Origin of the sequence: Pseudoselenomonas ruminantium, from assembly GCF_900104055.1 — a bacterium.
GTDB classification, from domain to species: domain Bacteria; phylum Bacillota; class Negativicutes; order Selenomonadales; family Selenomonadaceae; genus Selenomonas_A; species Selenomonas_A ruminantium_C.
In genome coordinates this window covers 16,792-34,833 of record NZ_FNJQ01000032.1, presented here as the reverse complement: position 1 = coordinate 34,833, position 18,042 = coordinate 16,792, and the positions used below count along the sequence as shown (strand labels likewise).

Annotated in this window: 15 protein-coding genes and 1 pseudogene; 3 read left to right on the top strand and 13 right to left on the bottom strand. The window is 52.1% G+C overall.

From position 1 onward, the window contains the following. Positions 1 to 245, top strand: a pseudogene (locus tag BLQ59_RS16220) (RNA-guided endonuclease InsQ/TnpB family protein); the annotation flags it as partial. A 151-nt stretch (positions 246 to 396) separates the two neighbouring features. Further along, the gene (locus BLQ59_RS12470) at positions 397 to 852 is read left to right on the top strand and encodes a DUF441 domain-containing protein (protein ID WP_074573191.1); all 456 of its coding nucleotides are present in this window, start codon (positions 397 to 399) and stop codon (positions 850 to 852) included. Here BLQ59_RS12470 and ruvC read toward each other — a convergent pair whose 3' ends face one another. The 12 genes from ruvC to miaB all read right to left on the bottom strand — a co-directional run bounded on the left by ruvC (position 853) and on the right by miaB (position 16,389). Next, a complete protein-coding gene (gene ruvC, locus BLQ59_RS12465; protein ID WP_014424195.1) occupies positions 853 to 1,347 on the bottom strand; it encodes a crossover junction endodeoxyribonuclease RuvC in 495 nt (164 codons plus the stop codon). Positions 1,348 to 1,401: 54 nt separating this feature from the next. Then, a complete protein-coding gene (locus BLQ59_RS12460; protein ID WP_014424194.1) occupies positions 1,402 to 2,133 on the bottom strand; it encodes a YebC/PmpR family DNA-binding transcriptional regulator in 732 nt (243 codons plus the stop codon). A gap of 123 nt (positions 2,134 to 2,256) precedes the next feature. After that, a complete protein-coding gene (mtnA, locus tag BLQ59_RS12455) occupies positions 2,257 to 3,363 on the bottom strand; it encodes an S-methyl-5-thioribose-1-phosphate isomerase (RefSeq protein WP_256324679.1) in 1,107 nt (368 codons plus the stop codon). A 16-nt stretch (positions 3,364 to 3,379) separates the two neighbouring features. Beyond that, entirely contained in the window at positions 3,380 to 4,102 is a 723-nt protein-coding gene (locus BLQ59_RS12450; RefSeq protein WP_074573190.1) for a class II aldolase/adducin family protein, read from the bottom strand. Between the two features lie 28 nt (positions 4,103 to 4,130). Continuing rightward, positions 4,131 to 5,252 carry an alanine dehydrogenase gene (gene ald, locus BLQ59_RS12445; protein WP_074573189.1) on the bottom strand — a complete coding sequence of 374 codons (1,122 nt, stop codon included), beginning with the start codon at positions 5,250 to 5,252 and terminating at the stop codon, positions 4,131 to 4,133. Positions 5,253 to 5,306: 54 nt separating this feature from the next. Then, complete coding sequence (gene dinB, locus BLQ59_RS12440; protein ID WP_074573188.1) at positions 5,307 to 6,512, bottom strand: DNA polymerase IV; 1,206 nt, start codon at positions 6,510 to 6,512, stop codon at positions 5,307 to 5,309. Between the two features lie 237 nt (positions 6,513 to 6,749). Further along, positions 6,750 to 8,087: an alginate O-acetyltransferase AlgX-related protein gene (locus BLQ59_RS12435; RefSeq protein ID WP_074573187.1), complete on the bottom strand. Its 1,338-nt coding sequence runs from the start codon at positions 8,085 to 8,087 to the stop codon at positions 6,750 to 6,752. 9 nt (positions 8,088 to 8,096) lie between these two features. Next, positions 8,097 to 9,395, bottom strand: a complete 1,299-nt coding sequence (locus tag BLQ59_RS12430) for an MBOAT family O-acyltransferase (protein WP_256324678.1) — start codon at positions 9,393 to 9,395, stop codon at positions 8,097 to 8,099. Between the two features lie 247 nt (positions 9,396 to 9,642). Next, positions 9,643 to 10,437, bottom strand: a complete 795-nt coding sequence (locus BLQ59_RS12425) for a class I SAM-dependent methyltransferase (protein ID WP_074573193.1) — start codon at positions 10,435 to 10,437, stop codon at positions 9,643 to 9,645. 20 nt (positions 10,438 to 10,457) lie between these two features. Beyond that, positions 10,458 to 12,386, bottom strand: a complete 1,929-nt coding sequence (mutL, locus tag BLQ59_RS12420) for a DNA mismatch repair endonuclease MutL (protein ID WP_074573186.1) — start codon at positions 12,384 to 12,386, stop codon at positions 10,458 to 10,460. Continuing rightward, positions 12,383 to 14,974, bottom strand: a complete 2,592-nt coding sequence (gene mutS, locus BLQ59_RS12415; protein ID WP_074573185.1) for a DNA mismatch repair protein MutS — start codon at positions 14,972 to 14,974, stop codon at positions 12,383 to 12,385. The genes mutL and mutS overlap by 4 nt, the downstream gene beginning before the upstream one ends. Before the next feature lie 65 nt (positions 14,975 to 15,039). Continuing rightward, positions 15,040 to 16,389 (bottom strand): tRNA (N6-isopentenyl adenosine(37)-C2)-methylthiotransferase MiaB, encoded by a 1,350-nt coding sequence (miaB, locus tag BLQ59_RS12410; protein ID WP_074573184.1) that lies wholly within the window; start codon positions 16,387 to 16,389, stop codon positions 15,040 to 15,042. 245 nt (positions 16,390 to 16,634) lie between these two features. Here miaB and BLQ59_RS12405 point away from each other — a divergent pair, with 245 nt between their 5' ends. Next, positions 16,635 to 17,576 carry an RpnC/YadD family protein gene (locus tag BLQ59_RS12405; RefSeq protein ID WP_074573183.1) on the top strand — a complete coding sequence of 314 codons (942 nt, stop codon included), beginning with the start codon at positions 16,635 to 16,637 and terminating at the stop codon, positions 17,574 to 17,576. Between the two features lie 102 nt (positions 17,577 to 17,678). Here the strand turns inward: BLQ59_RS12405 and BLQ59_RS12400 are convergent, their stop codons facing one another. Then, positions 17,679 to 18,023: a hypothetical protein gene (locus BLQ59_RS12400; RefSeq protein ID WP_074573182.1), complete on the bottom strand. Its 345-nt coding sequence runs from the start codon at positions 18,021 to 18,023 to the stop codon at positions 17,679 to 17,681. Positions 18,024 to 18,042: the final 19 nt, after the last annotated feature.

Here is an 18,042-nt window from a genome sequence, read left to right as displayed (position 1 = left end):
CAGTCGTCCTCACCGAGGAGAGTTATACGAGCGGTACATCATTTCTGGATGGAGAAGAACCAGTCAAGAAAAACTATGACAAGAACAGACGAGTTCATCGTGGGCTTTTTAAGGCCAATACTGGCAGGTTGATAAACGCTGATGTCAATGGAGCGTTTCAGATCCTGAGGAAAGTATTCCCGAATGTTTCGGCAGACGGGGTAGAGGGCGTAGTGCTACGTCCGGTTGTGGTAGTTGCTGCGTAGACCGCTTGCTTGGTGAGGGCTTGCCCTTACTCGGCTTGTCGAGAGCAGTTAATGAGCAACAAAGTTTATAAAAAACTTTAACATTATTTGTTGAGTTTGGTTATAAACATAGCATAATGATAACAAGATATTAAAAAAGGAGTCGATTCAATTGTATGTCGAATATATTACCTTAGGGGCCGTGCTGTTGCTCAGCTATGTGGGACATAATATGACCGTTGTCTATGCCACCGCCATCGTACTCGGGCTGAAAATCCTGGGACTGACCACAGCCCTCAATGCATTGGGCTCACAGGGCCTCAACTGGGGCATCATCATCCTGACCGCGGCCATCCTCGTGCCTATTGCCAACGGCACCATCACCATCCAGACCATGCTTGATGCCTTCCGCACGCATGCCGGCATCATCGCCATCGTGGCCGGTCTGCTGGCCGCTATTGCCGGCGGTGGCGGGGTGGAACTCCTAAAGAACACGCCGGATGTGATTCCGGCGCTGATTATCGGCACGATGGCTGGCGTGCTCTTATTCCATGGTGTAGCAGTCGGCCCGCTAATCGCTGGCGGCCTGACCTATTTCATTCTCTGGCTGATGAAGTCCTTCAGCTGATCAAAGGCTGTTGCGGAAAGCGGCATTGCCCATGCAATAAGTCGTGCAGATGGCCACCGCCAAAGCATCGGCGGTATCATCGGGCTTGGGCGGCTCGGGCAGGTGCAGGAGCTTGGTCACCATGTAGATGACCTGCTTCTTGTCCGCCTTGCCGTAGCCCGTAACATCCTGCTTGATCTGCATCGGTGTGCGCTCCACGATGGGAATATTGTTCTTGGCCGCTGCGAGCAGCACGACACCACGTGCCTGTCCGACGGGAATGGCCGTGGTGACATTGCGGTTGAAGAAGAGTTTTTCAATGCCCATGATATCGGGCTTGTACTCCTTCATCAACGCATCCAGTTCATCGTAAATCTTGACCAGCCGGTCCTCCATGCGCATCTTGGGCGAGGTGAACACCGAGCCGTACTTGATGGGAATCAAGCGGCTGCCACGGGATTCCACCAGTCCGAAGCCGCAGATGGCGGTACCAGGGTCAATACCTAATGCTAACATAAAATTCCTTTCCATAAAAAAATGGGCTCATAACGAGCCCATTTTTGTGTGCTATTAGTCTTCGTCCGTTTCGTAGTTGCTGTATACGTTCTGGACATCGTCGTTGTCTTCCAGCGCGTCTTCGAGCTTCTGCATCTTTTCTGCATCTTCGCCGGAAAGTTTTACCGTGTTTTCCGGAACCATGGTGATTTCAGCGGAAGCAGTTTCGATACCCTTTTCGGCCAGAGCAGCTTCGATGGCATCGAAAGCATCAGGCTCAGCGGTGATTTCGAATACATCGCCTTCGTCCTTCATGTCATCGGCGCCAGCTTCGAGCACGATTTCCATGAGTTCGTCTTCGTTGTCGAACACTTCTTTTTCCACCACGAAGATGGCCTTCTTGTTGAACATCCAGCCTACGCAGCCGTCCTGACCGAGGTTGCCGCCGAACTTGGAGAACAGGTGACGCACATCAGCAGCCGTACGGTTGCGGTTATCCGTGAGGATGTCCAGCATAACAGCCGTACCAGCCGGGCCGTAACCTTCGTAAGTGAGTTCTTCGTAGTTGCTGCCCTCAGAAGCACCGAGGCCTTTCTGGATGGCACGGTTGATGTTGTCCTTCGGAATGTTGTTGGCCTTGGCCTTGGAAAGAGCCAGCTTCAGACGCATATTACCCGTCGGATCGCCGCCGCCCATGCGTACGGCAATGGTGATCTCACGGCCGATTTTCGTGGTGATACGGCCACGGATGGCGTCGTTGGCACCCTTCTTACGTTTGATATTGGCCCATTTAGAATGTCCTGACATGCAAAATTCGCTCCTTTTGCTTATTTACCCTCAATATATTGAGGAAATTTTCATTAATAACTCTAACAGTATACTACGATTCCCTGTTTCCGTCAAATTCTGCGCGCCCTGATGAAGGAACATTCACTGGTTATTCTGTGCTTTTTTCCGGAAAATCTCCTGCAGGCTTTGCGTAAAAGGCGCTCTGGCAATGCCATATTCCGTGACAATGCCAGCAATCAATTCATGGTCAACCACATCAAAAGCGGGATTATAGACTTTGACGCCCGACGGTGCCATGCGCTGCTGATACCACATTTCCGTGACTTCCTCAGAAGGACGCTGTTCAATCACGATATCTGCCCCTTTTTCAATGTTCATGTCAATGGTGGAAGTCGGTCCCAGCACATAGAAGGGGATACCATAATACTTGGCTAAAATCGCCACACCGGAAGTCCCAATCTTGTTGCAGGCATCGCCGTTGGCCGCCACCCGGTCACAACCAACAAACACCGCATCCACCCAGCCATTCTTCATGACCTGCGAGGCCATATTGTCACAAATCACCGTGGTATCCACACCATCGGCCATGAGCTCAAACGCAGACAGCCGTGCGCCCTGCAATAGCGGGCGCGTCTCATCGCAGAACACCCTGAAATTCATGCCACGTTCCCGCCCCAGATGGATTGGCGCCAGCGCGGTGCCATACTTGGAAGTAGCCAGCTGGCCTGCGTTGCAATGTGTCAGGATACCTGCGCCATCTTGGATTAAAGTCAGACCATATTCACCAATCTGCCGGCACATCCATACATCCTCGGCCTTGATAGCCAAAGCTTCCTTCCGCAGCAGGTCCTTGATGGCGGCAATGGATTTTTCCTGATTTGCCTCTGCAACCTTTACCATCCGGTTCAAAGCCCAGGATAAGTTCACAGCCGTAGGCCGGGATGAATTCAAATAATCCCGGGCCTTTTGCAGCACCGGATAGAAACTTTCCCAGGTGTCTGCCTGAATTTCCCGTGCCGCCAGATACAGGCCAAAGGCAGCGGCCACGCCAATCGCCGGCGCACCGCGCACCTGCAGGAGATAGATTGCCTGCCAGATATCCTTCTGTTCCTTCAGGTGCAGGATGCTTACTTCTCCCGGCAATTTGGTCTGGTCGATGATGACCAGCGCATTTTCCTGCTCATCAAGAGCCACCGTTTCATATTGCATGATGTTTTTTTCCTGTTCTGCCACGATCATTTCCTCCATATATAGGCCATCCTGCTCAGACCATATCGATAAGATTGCTGGGGTTGTCGGCACCGGCTGGCACGCCGCCGGTGGTGATGCCCATCTTTTCCCGGATTCTTATCACCTCATCGACCTGCTCATGGGAAAGTACATTGGCCTTGCCGATGATATTCCGGGTATACATGACGATCTTGGCATAATGCTCCAAGGCCTCCAGCCGATACCAGGCTTCCATCAAAGAGGTTCCCCAGGTCACTGCCCCATGATTGCCCAGCAGCACGGCATTGTAATCCCGGACATAGGGTGCAATGGATTCCGGAATCCCCTGCGAACCCGGCGGCTCATAATGCACGCAGGGAACGATGCCTAGATTCACCAGCGCCTCCGGATAAATCGCCTGATTCAGTGCTATGCCTGCAATGGCAAATGCCGTCGAAACCGGCGGATGCGCATGGCACACTGCGGCAGCATCCTCCCGCTCCTGATAGATGCGCAGATGCATCTTCACTTCACTGGAAGGCGCCCGCTCCCCCTGTTCGAGAATCGTTCCATCCAAGCGCATCCGCACCAGCTCATCTTCTGACATAAAGCCTTTGGAAACGCCCGTGGGCGTTGTCCAAATCGTTTCCGCATCCACCTTGCAGGAGATATTCCCATCATTGGCCGCCACGAAATTCTTCTGATACATCCGCCGCCCGATTTCCACGATCAACCGCTTCGCTTCTGCATCTGTGGGATACTGTTTTCCTTTTCCCATGAAGCAACACCTCATAATATTCCGTCTGCTATTTCAAAAACTCTGCTTTATCCACATACTCCAGGCCCAACGCCTCGGACACGGGAAGATTGGTCAGCCTGCCTTCTATGGTATTGAGCCCTTGGGCAAGACCTGCATCGGCCTTGCAAGCCTCGCGCCAGCCTTTTTCTGCCAGTTTCAGGGCATAGGGCAAAGTAGCGTTGGTGAGGGCCAATGTAGAGGTTCTGGCTACGGCCCCGGGGATATTGGCCACTGAGTAATGCAATACGCCATGTTTCACAAAGGTAGGATTCTCATGGGTGGTCACATGGTCGCAGGTGGCGATGCTGCCGCCCTGGTCAATGGCTACATCCACGATGACCGAGCCCGGCTTCATGGTCTTGACCATCGCTTCCGTCACCAGTTGCGGCGTTTTGGCGCCGGGCACCAGCACGGCACCGATGAGGAGATCCGCTTCCCGCACCCATTGGGCAATGTTGAAGCTGTTGGAGCTGACCGTAGCGATGCGCCCGCCGAACACATCATCCAGATAGCGCAGGCGCTCAATGGAAAGGTCAATGACCGTCACTCTGGCACCCAAACCTGCGGCCATCTTGGCGGCATTGGTGCCCACGACACCACCACCAATGATGACCACCTGCGCCGGTGCCACTCCGCTGACACCGCCCAGGAGGACGCCCGCTCCGCCATAACGGCTTTCGAGGAACTGTGCGCCAATCTGTACGGACATGCGCCCGGCAATCTCACTCATGGGAGCCAATAAGGGAAGTGACCGGCCATCCCTGCCTACCACGGTTTCATAGGCAACAGAGGTTACCTTATGTTTCAGCAGTGCCTGCGTCAGTTCCGGTTCAGCGGCCAGATGCAGATAGGTAAAGAGCAGTTGCCCCTCATGGAACAGGTCATATTCAGATGGCAGCGGTTCCTTCACCTTGACAATCATCTCAGCCTCGTCAAAGAGCTGCTTCTTATCCGGGAAAAGTTCAGCCCCCACGGCAGCATAGTCTTCATCCGCAAAGCCACTGCCCAGGCCGCTGCCCGTCTCGACCAGTACCCTATGCCCCGCCTTGACCAAAGCCTCTGCCCCTGCCGGCGTCAAACCTACACGATTCTCATTATTCTTGATTTCTTTGGATACACCGATAATCATGATCTGACCTCCTCACAAAAAAACATTTTCTCTTCAATAGTTCTGCCTCCAGTCTCAAATTCCTGCTGCCATCTTTTCCACTGCTTCATAGATATAGCCTAACGATGAATGCATTTTTTCCAAAGACAAGTCCATGCCATATCGTTTTTCCAGCTGTCTTATGCCCTGTTCCATGCCACTCTCTGTATTATCCTGCCGCAGGTCGGCGAAGGTCAGTTGCCGTATATAGTCCTTGCTGAGATTCTGCATCCCCAGCCCCAGCAGGCGCACCGGCTGGCGTTTTACTTTCCGCAGCAGCTCCACCGCTATCTTATAAATCTCATATCCATCATTCGTGCTTTCGCAAGTCTGGGAACGGGTAATGGATTTCATATCACCATAGGTAATCTTCAGGGTTACCGTTCGCCCGTAAAGCCCCCGCGTCTTGAGCCGTTCATCCACATTGCGGGCCAAAAGCAGGAGCACATCCTGCAGGAAGGTAAAATTCCGCTGATCGTGCTGGAAGGTCATTTCCCGGCTCAGGGATTTGGCATCGGATGCATCATAGTGTATTACCGGACGATCATCAAGCCCCAGCGCAGAGTTTATTATGAAGCGTGCATGTTTATCCCCCAGCAGGCTCATAATCTGCTTCTGACTGGCGATAATATCGCTGACTTTATGAATGCCATAGCCATTCAGTTTCTCTGCCGTGCGTTTGCCAATGCCAAAAATCACCCGGATATCCCGGTCATGGATAAGCTCACAATAAGCCTCCCGGTCCGGAATGATGAAAAAGCCATCCGGCTTTCGCTCTTCACTGGCGGTTTTGGCTGCCGATTTGGAATAGCCGATGCCCACCGAACAGGTAAGCCCCGTCTCGGCCTTTACCCGGGCTTTTATCAGCAACCCTAATTCTTCGGGACTACGAAACTCCTTTACCGAGCGGGTAACATCCAGATAGCCTTCGTCGCAGGCAATGTACTCCGTGACATCCGCATAGGTTTCCCAGATATGATGAAGCTGCGCTGAAACCTTGCGATATTTCTCGTAATCCCCATGCATAAATACCGCCTGCGGGCAAAGCCGGTAAGCTTCCTTAATATTCATGGCGGAATGAATGCCATACTTCCGCGCGATATAATTGCAGGTGGAAACCACACCGCGCTCATGAGGCATCGCACCGATGACTACCGGCTTGTTCTTCAGTTTTGGATTATCCCGGATTTCCACAGAGGCAAAAAATGCATCCATATCCACATGAACGATAACTCGCTTCATAGCCTCTCCCTGTGCAATATATTTACACAAAGTGTAACATAAATTCTCCATCTATACAAGCTCAAAAGTTGCTCCATTTCCTTGTTCAGCCGCTCCACCTCCGCCGTCAGCTCCTGATTCTGCCGCACAGCATCGGCAAGTTTGCCCTTGTCCTGCATCATTTGGCATTGACATTATCCGTGTCCACCAGCACCGTCACATGGCACTGATAGCTGTGACAAAATTCCCAACAAGAAACTATCGGAAATCATAGTCATCCTGATGAGAATCGCGCTCTAGCGGATAATCCAGTTCAATGGTATGGATGAGCAGCACAAAGTCAGGCTTGGTCTTCTCCACATAATTACGGATGCTGCCCTTGAACCAGCGCGGATCGATGATATCCATATGCTTCATCGTCAAGGCAAGAAACGGCGTCACACTATTGGCAAAAGAATCCTTTACCACGAGAATTTTCACATCCGGGACTTCCGAGGCAAGGTTCTCGATATGGATAAGAGAGCAATCCGCATAATTGTAGGCCGCATAAGGATTGGAACCATAAAAATCCTTTTGCTCCACCTCATGCAGGTCATAAGTGACAGAAAAATCCCCATAACTATCGATACCCAGGCCCGGTATCTCATAATGCAGACGAGTAGGAAACTTAGGATAAAGCAGGCAAAAATCGTCCGGTTGTGCAAAAACCATAGTCTGCCGCTTTCCCTGACTTCCCAGGAAATAGGCTGGATAAGACTCCTGACGATAGTTTTCCTGCAACAGGAGATCCTCCGCAAGTGAAAGTCCCCCTTTCACTTCCAGCCACATTGCTATCTGTCGGGAAGCCCATAAGCCGGTTGTAGGCAGCCAGTGATGATCCGTCCGGAAAAAAAGCTGATGGTACGGCGTCCCCGGAAATTCCAACTGCATGAGCGGATACAGATCAAGCGTCGCTATGCCTCGCCCCTGCAGACCTCGGAGCATCGCATCTTTTTTCTGCAGGCCAAAGTCCAGCCGCCCGATAATTTCACCATCCGTTTTTTCATCCACAGCTGGTGGATTCGGTACAAACAGGAACTTTGCCCCCTGCTGCTGACAAAATTCAGCAAAGGAAGCCGTCTCCTCGACATACTCCTGAATGTCAAAACGCAACGTGGGATAGAACAACCAGCCATCTGCCATCACATGTACACTGCCGGGTACCAGTGGTCTGATATCCCAACCGATGAGCCGGTCATAACGCCGCCCACATTCCACCAACTTCGTATAGCCCGGAAAATGACTTTCGCTCCACCGGGCAAATCTGGCCTGTTCTTCCCGCAATTTATTTTCCTGATAGCGTATCTGTTCCAGCAGGTTCCTCTCCGGTTCTGGTTCCGCAAAAGGATAAATGCCAGCCCAATCGATATCCTTTTCCCGCGGATGGAGTTGCTCCATAAGGCGCCAATTATCCCAAAGGACCAGCCGTGTCAGTTCATTATCCCATTGACAGTCCTCAATCAACACTACCACGGTAAACCAACGGACAAGGATCATGAAAAATGCCAGAACCAGACTACCTGCGCAAAAACGCATCATATAATCACGCATACTCATAGTTGTACCTCAGAAATTGAAGTAAATGAACGGATTGTAATTCCCCGCCACGGTAACGATAACGGAAAGCAGGAACAAAGCCGCTGCTATGCACGGCTCAGCCACAGGCTGCCAACCTTGCCAATTCTTTGCCACCCATGGATAAAGCGGCAGCGAAAATGCCACTCCCATAAGCCAGACCAACCAGCCGCTCATGAGGAAATGCGCCGCCAGTCCGTCAAAGAGGGAATTCCCCGCCAGCCCCCACATCATCCCCAGATAGGAAAGGCTTTGCCCCAAGTCGGGAAATTGAAACACCACCCAGGCCATAATGACCACCAGCAAGGTGTAAACATGACCGAAGACACCAAGCCGCTCCGCAAAGCCAGTGAACTTCTCCAGAACCAGCAAGACGAAATAAATCAATCCCCATAACAGAAACGTCCAGTTCGCACCATGCCAAAAGCCCGTCAGCGACCAGACAATGAAGAGATTCCACATCAGACGACTCCGGCTGCAACGGCTGCCGCCCAAGGGAATGTAAACATAGTCCCGGAACCAGGAAGACAGGGAGATATGCCAGCGCCGCCAAAATTCCGTCACACTGCGGGAGATGTATGGATAATTGAAATTCTCCCGGAAATGGAAGCCAAACATCTGCCCCAACCCGATGGCCATATCCGAGTAACCGGAAAAATCGAAATAAATCTGGAAGGTATAAGCAATGGCCCCGAGCCAGGCCGCCGTTATGGACAGAGGCTCCTGTGCCGCCATGAGCCGGGTGTCCATAGCGATGACCGCCATATAATTGGCCACTAATACCTTCTTGGCCAGGCCATAACTGAAGCGAATCATGCCATCGGTAAAATCCTTCCGCGTCTCCTGCCGATGCAGGATTTCCTGCGCAATGTCCGCATAGCGCACAATCGGCCCGGCGATAAGCTGCGGGAACAGAGCAATGTATAACCCCATGTCCAGCACATTTCGTTGGGCCGGCGCCTTCCCATGATAGACATCCAACAGATAGGAAAGGATCTGGAAGGTAAAGAACGAAATCCCGATGGGCAATGTCAGCTGGATGACCGAAAAATCCTCCTGCAGCAAAATCCCCATTTGCTGCGCGGCGAAGGTCAGATACTTGAAAACGAACAGCATCCCCAGATGAAAGGACGCCCCCAAAAACAGCCATAGCTTGCGCCGTCCTGCCTGCTCCGCCCCCTCAATTCTGAGCCCCACCTGCCAGCCACAAAGGATGGAGAGCAACATCAGCCAGACAAAGAACGGTTCTCCCCAGGCATAGAAAACCAGACTGGCCAGAAGAAGCAGCACATTACGAAATTTCCTGCCTTTACAAAAAGGATTATAGTATAACAGCAGAGTCAGGGGCAAAAACATAAATAAGAACAGGTTCGAAGAAAAAACCAAGGCAACCCCCTCCATACGATAATTCTCAAAATATCTGGTTTTATTTTGAGAATTTCTATAATTATCATAAAATTCCTTCCTTTTTTTATACATAAAAAAGCCGGGATGTAACAAACAATTTACTCCCAGCCCTAAACAAACAACCTCTATATCATAATTTTATCACGCCATAGCGCACTTTACTGTAGCGGCCACCAGCCATATCAGAAAATCCCAGACGGGCAAATTCGTGGCTCTTGCTGGATTCTTTGAGCACGATGCGGTGCCGGGCCACGCGCCGGGCCTCGGCGATAGTCTCCAAGGTCAGGGGATTCTTATTGGCCACGGGCCGCAAAGGCGCAATGTTCTTGCTCTCGGCAAATGGATGGCGGAACATGGGATCGAAGTAGATGACATCCACGGAGTTATCCGGCTGCGCCTTGAGGTATTCGTACGCTTCAATGCAATGTGTCTTAACCCGGCGCATGGCGGCAATCACCGTATCGGTGTCGTTGGTGTAATTGGCCAGACCGTAGCCCACCACCGCTTCAATCAGCGGCTGGGATTCAAGGCCTGTGACACTGCCGCTGTCACCCACCACAGAACTGGCCACGATAGCATCGGCGCCAAAGCCCAAAGTGCAGTCCAGCACATCCATGCCAGGCTTCAAGTCCATGGCTTCAGCCATGCGGTCGCCATCGCCAAAACGCAGATTCTTGAGCCGCAGATGGGCCATATTGGGGTGGAAGAAGAGTTCCGCTTCCGGGGTTACCAAGGTCAGCAGGCCCTTTTTCGCCACCAGGGCAAACTTGGCGTCATAGCTTTGGCAAAGGTCAGGAATGGCCTCCCTGCCCCGCTCAGCATAAGGAATAGACAAGCGCTCCGCCATCTCCCGGGCCAACTTCTCGCTGGGGCGGTTCCATTTGCGGCCGGTGGTGGCAATGGCCGGCAATTTATATTCTTTCACGTTCTCTCCATCACTCTTTCTCAAAAGCCAAAGCCTGTCCGCTTGAACATCTTGGCTAAATCTTCACTGCTGAATTTCAAAATGGTCGGCCGGCCATGAGGGCAGGTATAAGGAAATGCCGTGGTGGAAAGTTCATCCAGCAGGATTTCCATCTGCCGCATATTGAGTTCCTCGCCCGCTTTGATGGCTGCCCGGCAGGCGGTGGTGGCCAGACACGCCTGGCGGATTTCCTTGGCCGTGGTCTCGTGCATATTGCCCAAGTCCGTGAGGATTTCACGGATGATGTCCTCGGCTTCATTTACCGGCACATCGGCAGGCACTTCCATCAGACGGTAGTCAAAGTCTCCCGCCGCTTCCATATGGAACCCCAATTTGGCAAAGAGGTCCTTATTCTCCTCCACCATGGCTGCTTCCTTGCGGTCAAAGGTCAACAGCTGATGCACCAACAACTGCTGGGAAGGGATGCCGTCGGCCATAGCCGAGAGCTTATCGAACAGGATGCGCTCATGGGCGGCATGCTGGTCGATGATATAGAGCCCCTTCAGATCCTGCGCGATGATATAAGTCAAATCCACCTGCCCGATGGGAATCATGCGGCCGGTGTTTTCGGCAGGCTGGTCCGGAATTGACCGGTCAATCTTTGACGCCTCATTTGACCTGTCAGCATTTGACTGGTCAATATTCTGACCGTCAGCTACCTGTTCATGATGTTCTGCCGGCTGATAGTGAACCTGCCGCTCCTGCTGCAGTTGCGCCTGGGCTTCAGCAAAGCTCACCGTTGGTTTCACAGCCGGACGGCTGACCGCTTCATAAATCGTTTTGGGCTGATAACTGCTCTGTGGACGAGCCTGCGCCGCCGTCTGGGGGGCAGGGGAAGTTGCGGGCACAAACTGCATGGGCTCCATCGTGTATTCCACTTTGGGCTTTTCCACTACGGCAGCCACTTCCGTCAGATTTCCCGTGCTGGGACGGATGGCGTCCAGCACGGATTTATAGACAGCCTTAAAGATGCGGCTTTCGTCCTCGAACTTCATCTCGCTTTTCTGCGGATGCACATTGACATCAATGGTGCGCTGGGGCACTTCAATCTTGAGCACCGTGAACGGGAAACCGCTTTTCGGAATCAGAGAGCGGTAGGCATTGTCGATGGCCTTGGCAATGGCCCGATTTTGGATGATGCGGCCATTGACGATAAAGGTCTGCCAGCTGCGGCTGCTTTTGAGCATGGAGGGCTTGGTGATGAAGCCGGAGATTTTCAAGTCTTCATCTTCCAAATTCAAGGTCAGCAGGGAATCGGCCACCTGCCCGCCATAAATGGCCTGCACGGTATCGAAAAGGTTGCCGTTGCCCGGCGTCACCACGGAGGTCTTGTTGTTGTTGATAAACTGGAACGCAATATCAGGCCGGGACAGGGCCAGCTTTACGATAAAGTCGTTGATCTTGCCGCCCTCGGTATGGTTGGTCTTGAGGAACTTCTTGCGGGCGGGGGTGTTGAAGAACAAATCCTCCACCTTGATGCTGGTGCCAATATTGCAGCCCGTTTCGATAATATCCGGCGTCTTGCCGCCGCTGATTTCCACCTTGGTGCCCAGGTCGCTGCCCGGCTCCCGCGTCAGCATGGTGAAGCGGGACACGGAGGCAATGGTGGGCAGGGCCTCGCCACGGAAGCCCATGGTGGAGATGTTATTGAGGTCAGAGACCTCCTGAATCTTGCTGGTGGCGTGGCGCAGGATGGCCACGGAAGCATCTTCCTTGCTCATGCCCTTGCCGTTATCCGTCACCCGCATAAAGGATGTACCGCCTGCCATGATTTCCACTTCGATGCGGGTTGCCCCCGCATCCATGGCGTTTTCTATAAGTTCTTTGATAACCGATGCCGGACGCTCCACCACTTCGCCCGCGGCGATTTTGTTGATGGTGTTATCGTCAAGCACATGAATCTTCGTCATGCCTGTCCTGCCTCCCTTTTCGCCTGCTCCTGCAGTTTATAAAGTTCGTTCATGGCCTCAAGCGGGGTCATGGTCATTACATCAAGTGCCAACAGCTTATCGCTGAGGCTGTTCGCAAACAGCGAGCCCATCATATCCATGGGCGCCGGCGCCTTTGCTGCGGGCTTGGCATTTTCCGTTGCCGGTACAGCCACTGCCACCTCTGACTCCAATTCGGCCAGAATATCTTCCGCCCGCTTGGTCACGGTCTTGGGCAGGCCGGCTAAACGCGCCACATGGATACCGTAGGATTTATCCGCCGCCCCGGGCACGATGCGGCGCAGGAAGGCCACCTGGGTGCCCCGCTCTTTGACCGCCACGCAGTAATTCTTGACGATATCGTCTTCCAGATCCGTGAGTTCATGGTAGTGCGTTGCAAAGAGAGTCTTGGCATGAACCTTCTGCTCGATATGCTCGATCACGGCCCGGGCAATGCTCATGCCGTCAAAGGTGCTGGTGCCGCGGCCGATTTCGTCGAGGATCACGAGGCTGTTCTTGGTGGCGTATTTGAGAATCTGCGCCACCTCGTTCATCTCCACCATAAAGGTACTCTGGCCGCTGACCAAATCATCGCTGGCGCCGATACGGGTAAATATGCGGTCAACCGGAGAAATCGTGGCCTCCCGTGCCGGGATAAAGCTGCCAATCTGCGCCATCAGGGTAAGGAGTGCCGTCTGCCGCATATAGGTAGACTTACCGGCCATGTTGGGGCCTGTGATCAGCATGATTTCGCAATTGCTATGGTTGAGCTTCGTGTCATTGGGCACGAACAAGTCACGGGTCAGAATTCGTTCCACCAAGGGATGACGGCCGTCCTTGATATCAATCTCGCCGTTATTGGCCATACGGGGCCGCACATAGTTATAGGATACGGCTGCTTCAGCCAGGCTCGTGAGCACATCCACGATGGCGATTTCATGGGCCGTGCCCTGAATCTCCGTCAGACGGCTCTTGATAACCTCCCGGACTTCCGTAAAGAGATTGTACTCAATGCTCACAATCTTTTCCTGAGCGCCGAGGATTTTCGTCTCAAATTCCTTAAGTTCTTCGGTGATATAGCGCTCGGCATTGGCCAGCGTCTGCTTGCGGATATAGCGGTCGGGCACCAGATCCGCGCCGCTATGGCGCACTTCGATATAATAACCGAACACCTTATTGTAGCCGATTTTCAGCGACTTGATGCCCGTTTCTTCCTTCTCCCGCTCCTCGATTTCCTGCAGCATGGACTTGCTGTCATGGGCAATGCGGCGGTATTCATCGAGGTCCGCATTGTAGCCGTCCTTGATGATGCCGCCATCCCGCAGGGAAATGCCCGGTTCATCCACTATTGAGCGCTGGAGCAGGTCTACCAGATCGTCGAAAACATGGATATTCTGCTGGCAGTTGACCAGTACATTGGCCTGCACATTGGCCATCTTGTTTTTGATGGATGGCAGACTCATCAAAGAGATTTTCAGCGCAATCAAATCGCGGGCATTGGCCGTGCCCACCTCGATGCGGGTCAAGAGGCGCTCGAAGTCATGGATATCCTTGCAGGCTTCCCGCAGGCCCCCCCGCAGGGCAAAGTCCTTGGTCAGCTCCTCCACCGCATCCAAACGCTGATTGATGGGCAGGATATTGAGCAGCGGATATTCCAGCCATTTCTTTAAGAGGCGGCTGCCCATGGCGGTGTTGGTGAAATCCAGCACATCGAGCAAAGTATCCTTCTTGCCCCCATCCCGCAGGTTCCGGGTGATTTCCAGATTGCGCAGGGTATAGGTGTCAATCACGAGATTTTCCGAAGCATCGAGGAAGCTCAGCTGATTGAGATGCGTCAAGTCCGTCATCACCGTAGCATGAAGGTAGTCCAACAGGGTGGCCACGGCTTCCTTGGCACCTTCGTCACTGGGCCGCACATCGGCTGCAAAGTGCTCGATAATCCTATCTTCCACCGCCGGGGAGATTTCCTCAATCATAGTGTAAGATACTGTCGGCAGGCGCAAGTCCGTGAATTCCTTGAGATTATCCATAAAAGAGGGCTTGCCCACTACCAGCAGTTCCGGCATAGCCAGACGATAGAGCTCGTCGTAGAGCATCTGTTCCCGGCTGCCGCCGCCATAGATGCCATAGAAGCATTCACCGGTGGAGATATCCGCGCCGGCCAGGATAATCTGCTCCGCCCGCTCGTAAACCAAGGCGATATAGTTATTGGCCGCATCCTTCAGGGCCGACTCGGACAGCACCGTCCCCGGCGTGATGATCTTGATGACTTCCCGCTTGGTCAGGCCCTTGGCCTTGGGATCGCCAATCTGCTCGGCAATGGCCACCTTATAGCCACGGCTGACCAATTTATTGATATAACCCTCAGCAGCATGATAGGGCACGCCACACATCGGCGCCTTGTCCGTATTGCCGCTGCGGCTGGTCAAAGTCAAGCTCAGTTCCTTGGAGACAATCCGGGCATCGTCAAAGAACATTTCGTAGAAATCACCCAACCGGAAAAAGAGAATGGCCTCGGGATGCTGTTCCTTGGTGGCCAGATATTGCTGCATCATGGGCGTAAGTTCCATATAAGCGCTACCTCCAATAAAAAGTCAGAAAGGCTCCCTCACGATGAGGGAGCTCTCCATTACAATTATACACGAATTCCTTTTAACACCCAAGTCTGCGGATGGGTAATCTTTACCTGAATGAAATCACCGGGCTGCTCATCCTGATGATTGAAGAGCACGATCTTATTCGTGCGGGTGTGCCCCGTCCAGACGCTCGCATCATTCTTGCTCGGGCCCTCCACCATGACTTCCATGACAGAATCCAGCAAAGCCTGATTCTTTTCCAGACTGATTTGATTCTGCACGGCCATCAAGGCGTTAAGGCGTTCCTTCTTGACCGCATCGTCCACCTGATTATCCATCGTGGCCGCGGGCGTACCGCTGCGCTTGGAGTAGATAAAGGTATAGGCCGAATCATAGCGGATTTCCTTCAGGAAGTCCAGCATCTGGGCAAAATCCTCTTCCGTTTCACCGGGGAAGCCCACGATCAGGTCTGTGGTCAAAGACGCATGGGGCAGTTTCGCCCGTATCTTCTTCACGAGGTCCTTATAGCTTTCCACGGTGTAAACGCGATTCATGGCTTTCAGCAGATGATTGCTGCCATACTGCACCGGCAGATGGATATGCTCGCAAAGGTGCTCGCCCGTGGCAATAGCCTCAATCACCTCATCGCTCAGATCCTTGGGATGGGAGGTCATAAAGCGCACCCGCTTGATGCCGGGCACTTTGTCCACCATCTGCAGAAGCTCGGCAAAGGTCGCCAGCTTATGGTCCTTGCCATAACTGTTGACATTCTGCCCCAACAGCGTGACTTCCTTATAGCCCTGGGCTACGGCCTGCTCCACTTCCTTCACCACATCTTCGGGACGGCGGCTGCGCTCCCGGCCGCGCACATAGGGCACTATGCAGTAGGTGCAGAAATTATTACACCCATACATAATGGGAATCCAGGCCGAAAGCTTGCCTTCTCTGGCTACACGGCTGTCTTCGGCGATAGCGGGAGCAGTCTTATCGTCCAGAGCAGTGTTGACCACGTGGCCGTGCTCCTGCTCGATTTCCTGCACCACCTGATTGAGCTCGTGTACCTTGCCCGTACCCAGCACAAAGTCTATATGAGGAGCGCGCTTAATGAGGCTGTCGCTTTCCTTTTGCGCCATGCAGCCCGTGATGCCAAAAATCAGCTGGGGATTATTGCGCTTGAGGCCCTTGATCTCGCCAATCTTGCCGTAAACCTTGTCCTCAGCCGTCTCACGCACCGCACAGGTGTTGATGATCAGAAGGTCGGCTTCTTCCATAGCCGCCTCATCACTCAGGCGCTCATAGCCGATATCTGCCAACTGGCCCGCCATGCGCTCAGCATCCGCCACATTCATCTGGCAGCCATAAACGAGAAATTTGACATAGCGATGTGCTTTGCCATCTATGATCTTCATACTTATCTATTCAGTCCTTTTGCAAAATATAACTCGATATAACATTGTAGCAAAAGAACCTGTTTTTGTCCATGAAAAAAGCCCAGCCCAAAAGGAAACTTGACGGTATTTTGCCACATTTATGTGAAATTCATTATTTCAATTCTCTGCACACACACTTAACGCCGCACCGAACCAGCCGCTGCCTACTATTGAAAACACCTTTTCAAAGCATTATAATATATACATAGACGGAGGCGATTATTTTGAAGAAAACCAGCAGCCACAATCTTCCTCACGGTACTATCTTTGATGATGTGTACCGTACCATGCTACAAAAGTTACCTTCAACCATAATCCCAGCCATCAATGAAACTTTTGGCACCCACTATGATGAGAACACTTCACTCCAGCAGCTTCGCAATGAACATCTAGAAATCGGTGGCAAAATCATCACTGATTCCCTCTTCCGCATCGGTGAGTATCTCTATCACCTCGAATGCCAGAGCACTCCTGATGGCACTATGGCCATACGTATGTTCGAATACGACTTTGCTATCGCTCTGGAAGATGCCCGCAAGCAAACAGCCCCTTATCACATCAAATTCCCACTATCCGGTGCAATTTATCTGCGACACAAAAGCACCACGCCAGATGAGTTGTCTCTAACAGTAGAATTTCCCGATAAACAGGAAGTCACCTATAGAGTGCCTGTTATAAAAGTCCAGGAGTATTCACTGGAGGAAATCTTCAACAAGCATCTTTGGCTATTCATTCCCTATTACATCATGCGCTTCGAAGACAAATTTACAACTATGGAAGAGTATCCAGACAAACGCACTGCTATGTTAGCAGATTTACAGGAAATGGTTACTAAATTCGAATCTTATGCCAAAAACACTAAACGCCCCAGTATTTATACCGATATAATGCAACTTGCAAAACGTGTTGCAGAACACCTGCTCAGTAATCAAAAGAATACTAAAAAGGAGGTTAATCGCATCATGGGTGGTAAAATACTTGAACTTCACTCTGAGAAAATGCTACGAAAGGGAAAAAAGGAAGGCCGTTTAGAAATGCTTACAAGCCTTGTCGTCAGCAATCTCAAGAAAAATAAGCCTCTCGCAGAAATTGCTGACTCATTCAGCATATCCGTCGATGAAGTTATTCGCATTGGAAAAAAACACGGAATAAATATTGCCAGATAAAGCATTTTTCACATACTTGCTCATAATAGCTCGTCAAGCTTATATAGCCTTGGCGGGCTTTTCTATTATTTAGCCTTTGACTCCGCCCGCAAACGCATTATTTCAAAGCTTGCGGACTTTTTCTGTGCGGGCCTTGGCCATCCGGTAAAGTGTAGCTTTGGATATACCCAGCTTCTTTGCCGCATCAGCCGCCGTGATCTCCCGCTGCTTCCACTGCTGATACACCACATCCCAATCCGCCAGCAAATCCGACTTCGGCCGCCCGTAATGAACGCCAGCCTTTTGAGCCGCTTCTATGCCCTTGCGCTGGGACTGCCGGCGCCGTTCCGCATTTTCCCGATCAATCCGCAGCTCGCAGTCAATCTGACAATTGATACGAATACGACCATCTGCTGACAACTGCCTATATTTTTCTATAAGCTGCTGTTCTTCAATTTCCTTCATCATGTGTTATACCTGCAACTGA

Bases quoted from the DNA above. Each gene is read 5' to 3' on its own strand.
- ruvC (WP_014424195.1), bottom strand. From the start codon at position 1,347: ATGTTAGCATTAGGTATTGACCCTGGTACCGCCATCTGCGGCTTCGGA.
- BLQ59_RS12460 (WP_014424194.1), bottom strand. From the start codon at position 2,133: ATGTCAGGACATTCTAAATGGGCCAATATCAAACGTAAGAAGGGTGCC.
- mtnA (WP_256324679.1), bottom strand. From the start codon at position 3,363: ATGGAGGAAATGATCGTGGCAGAACAGGAAAAAAACATCATGCAATAT.
- BLQ59_RS12450 (WP_074573190.1), bottom strand. From the start codon at position 4,102: ATGGGAAAAGGAAAACAGTATCCCACAGATGCAGAAGCGAAGCGGTTG.
- ald (WP_074573189.1), bottom strand. From the start codon at position 5,252: ATGATTATCGGTGTATCCAAAGAAATCAAGAATAATGAGAATCGTGTA.
- dinB (WP_074573188.1), bottom strand. From the start codon at position 6,512: ATGAAGCGAGTTATCGTTCATGTGGATATGGATGCATTTTTTGCCTCT.
- BLQ59_RS12435 (WP_074573187.1), bottom strand. From the start codon at position 8,087: ATGAGTATGCGTGATTATATGATGCGTTTTTGCGCAGGTAGTCTGGTT.
- mutL (WP_074573186.1), bottom strand. From the start codon at position 12,386: ATGACGAAGATTCATGTGCTTGACGATAACACCATCAACAAAATCGCC.
- mutS (WP_074573185.1), bottom strand. From the start codon at position 14,974: ATGGAACTTACGCCCATGATGCAGCAATATCTGGCCACCAAGGAACAG.
- miaB (WP_074573184.1), bottom strand. From the start codon at position 16,389: ATGAAGATCATAGATGGCAAAGCACATCGCTATGTCAAATTTCTCGTT.
- BLQ59_RS12400 (WP_074573182.1), bottom strand. From the start codon at position 18,023: ATGATGAAGGAAATTGAAGAACAGCAGCTTATAGAAAAATATAGGCAG.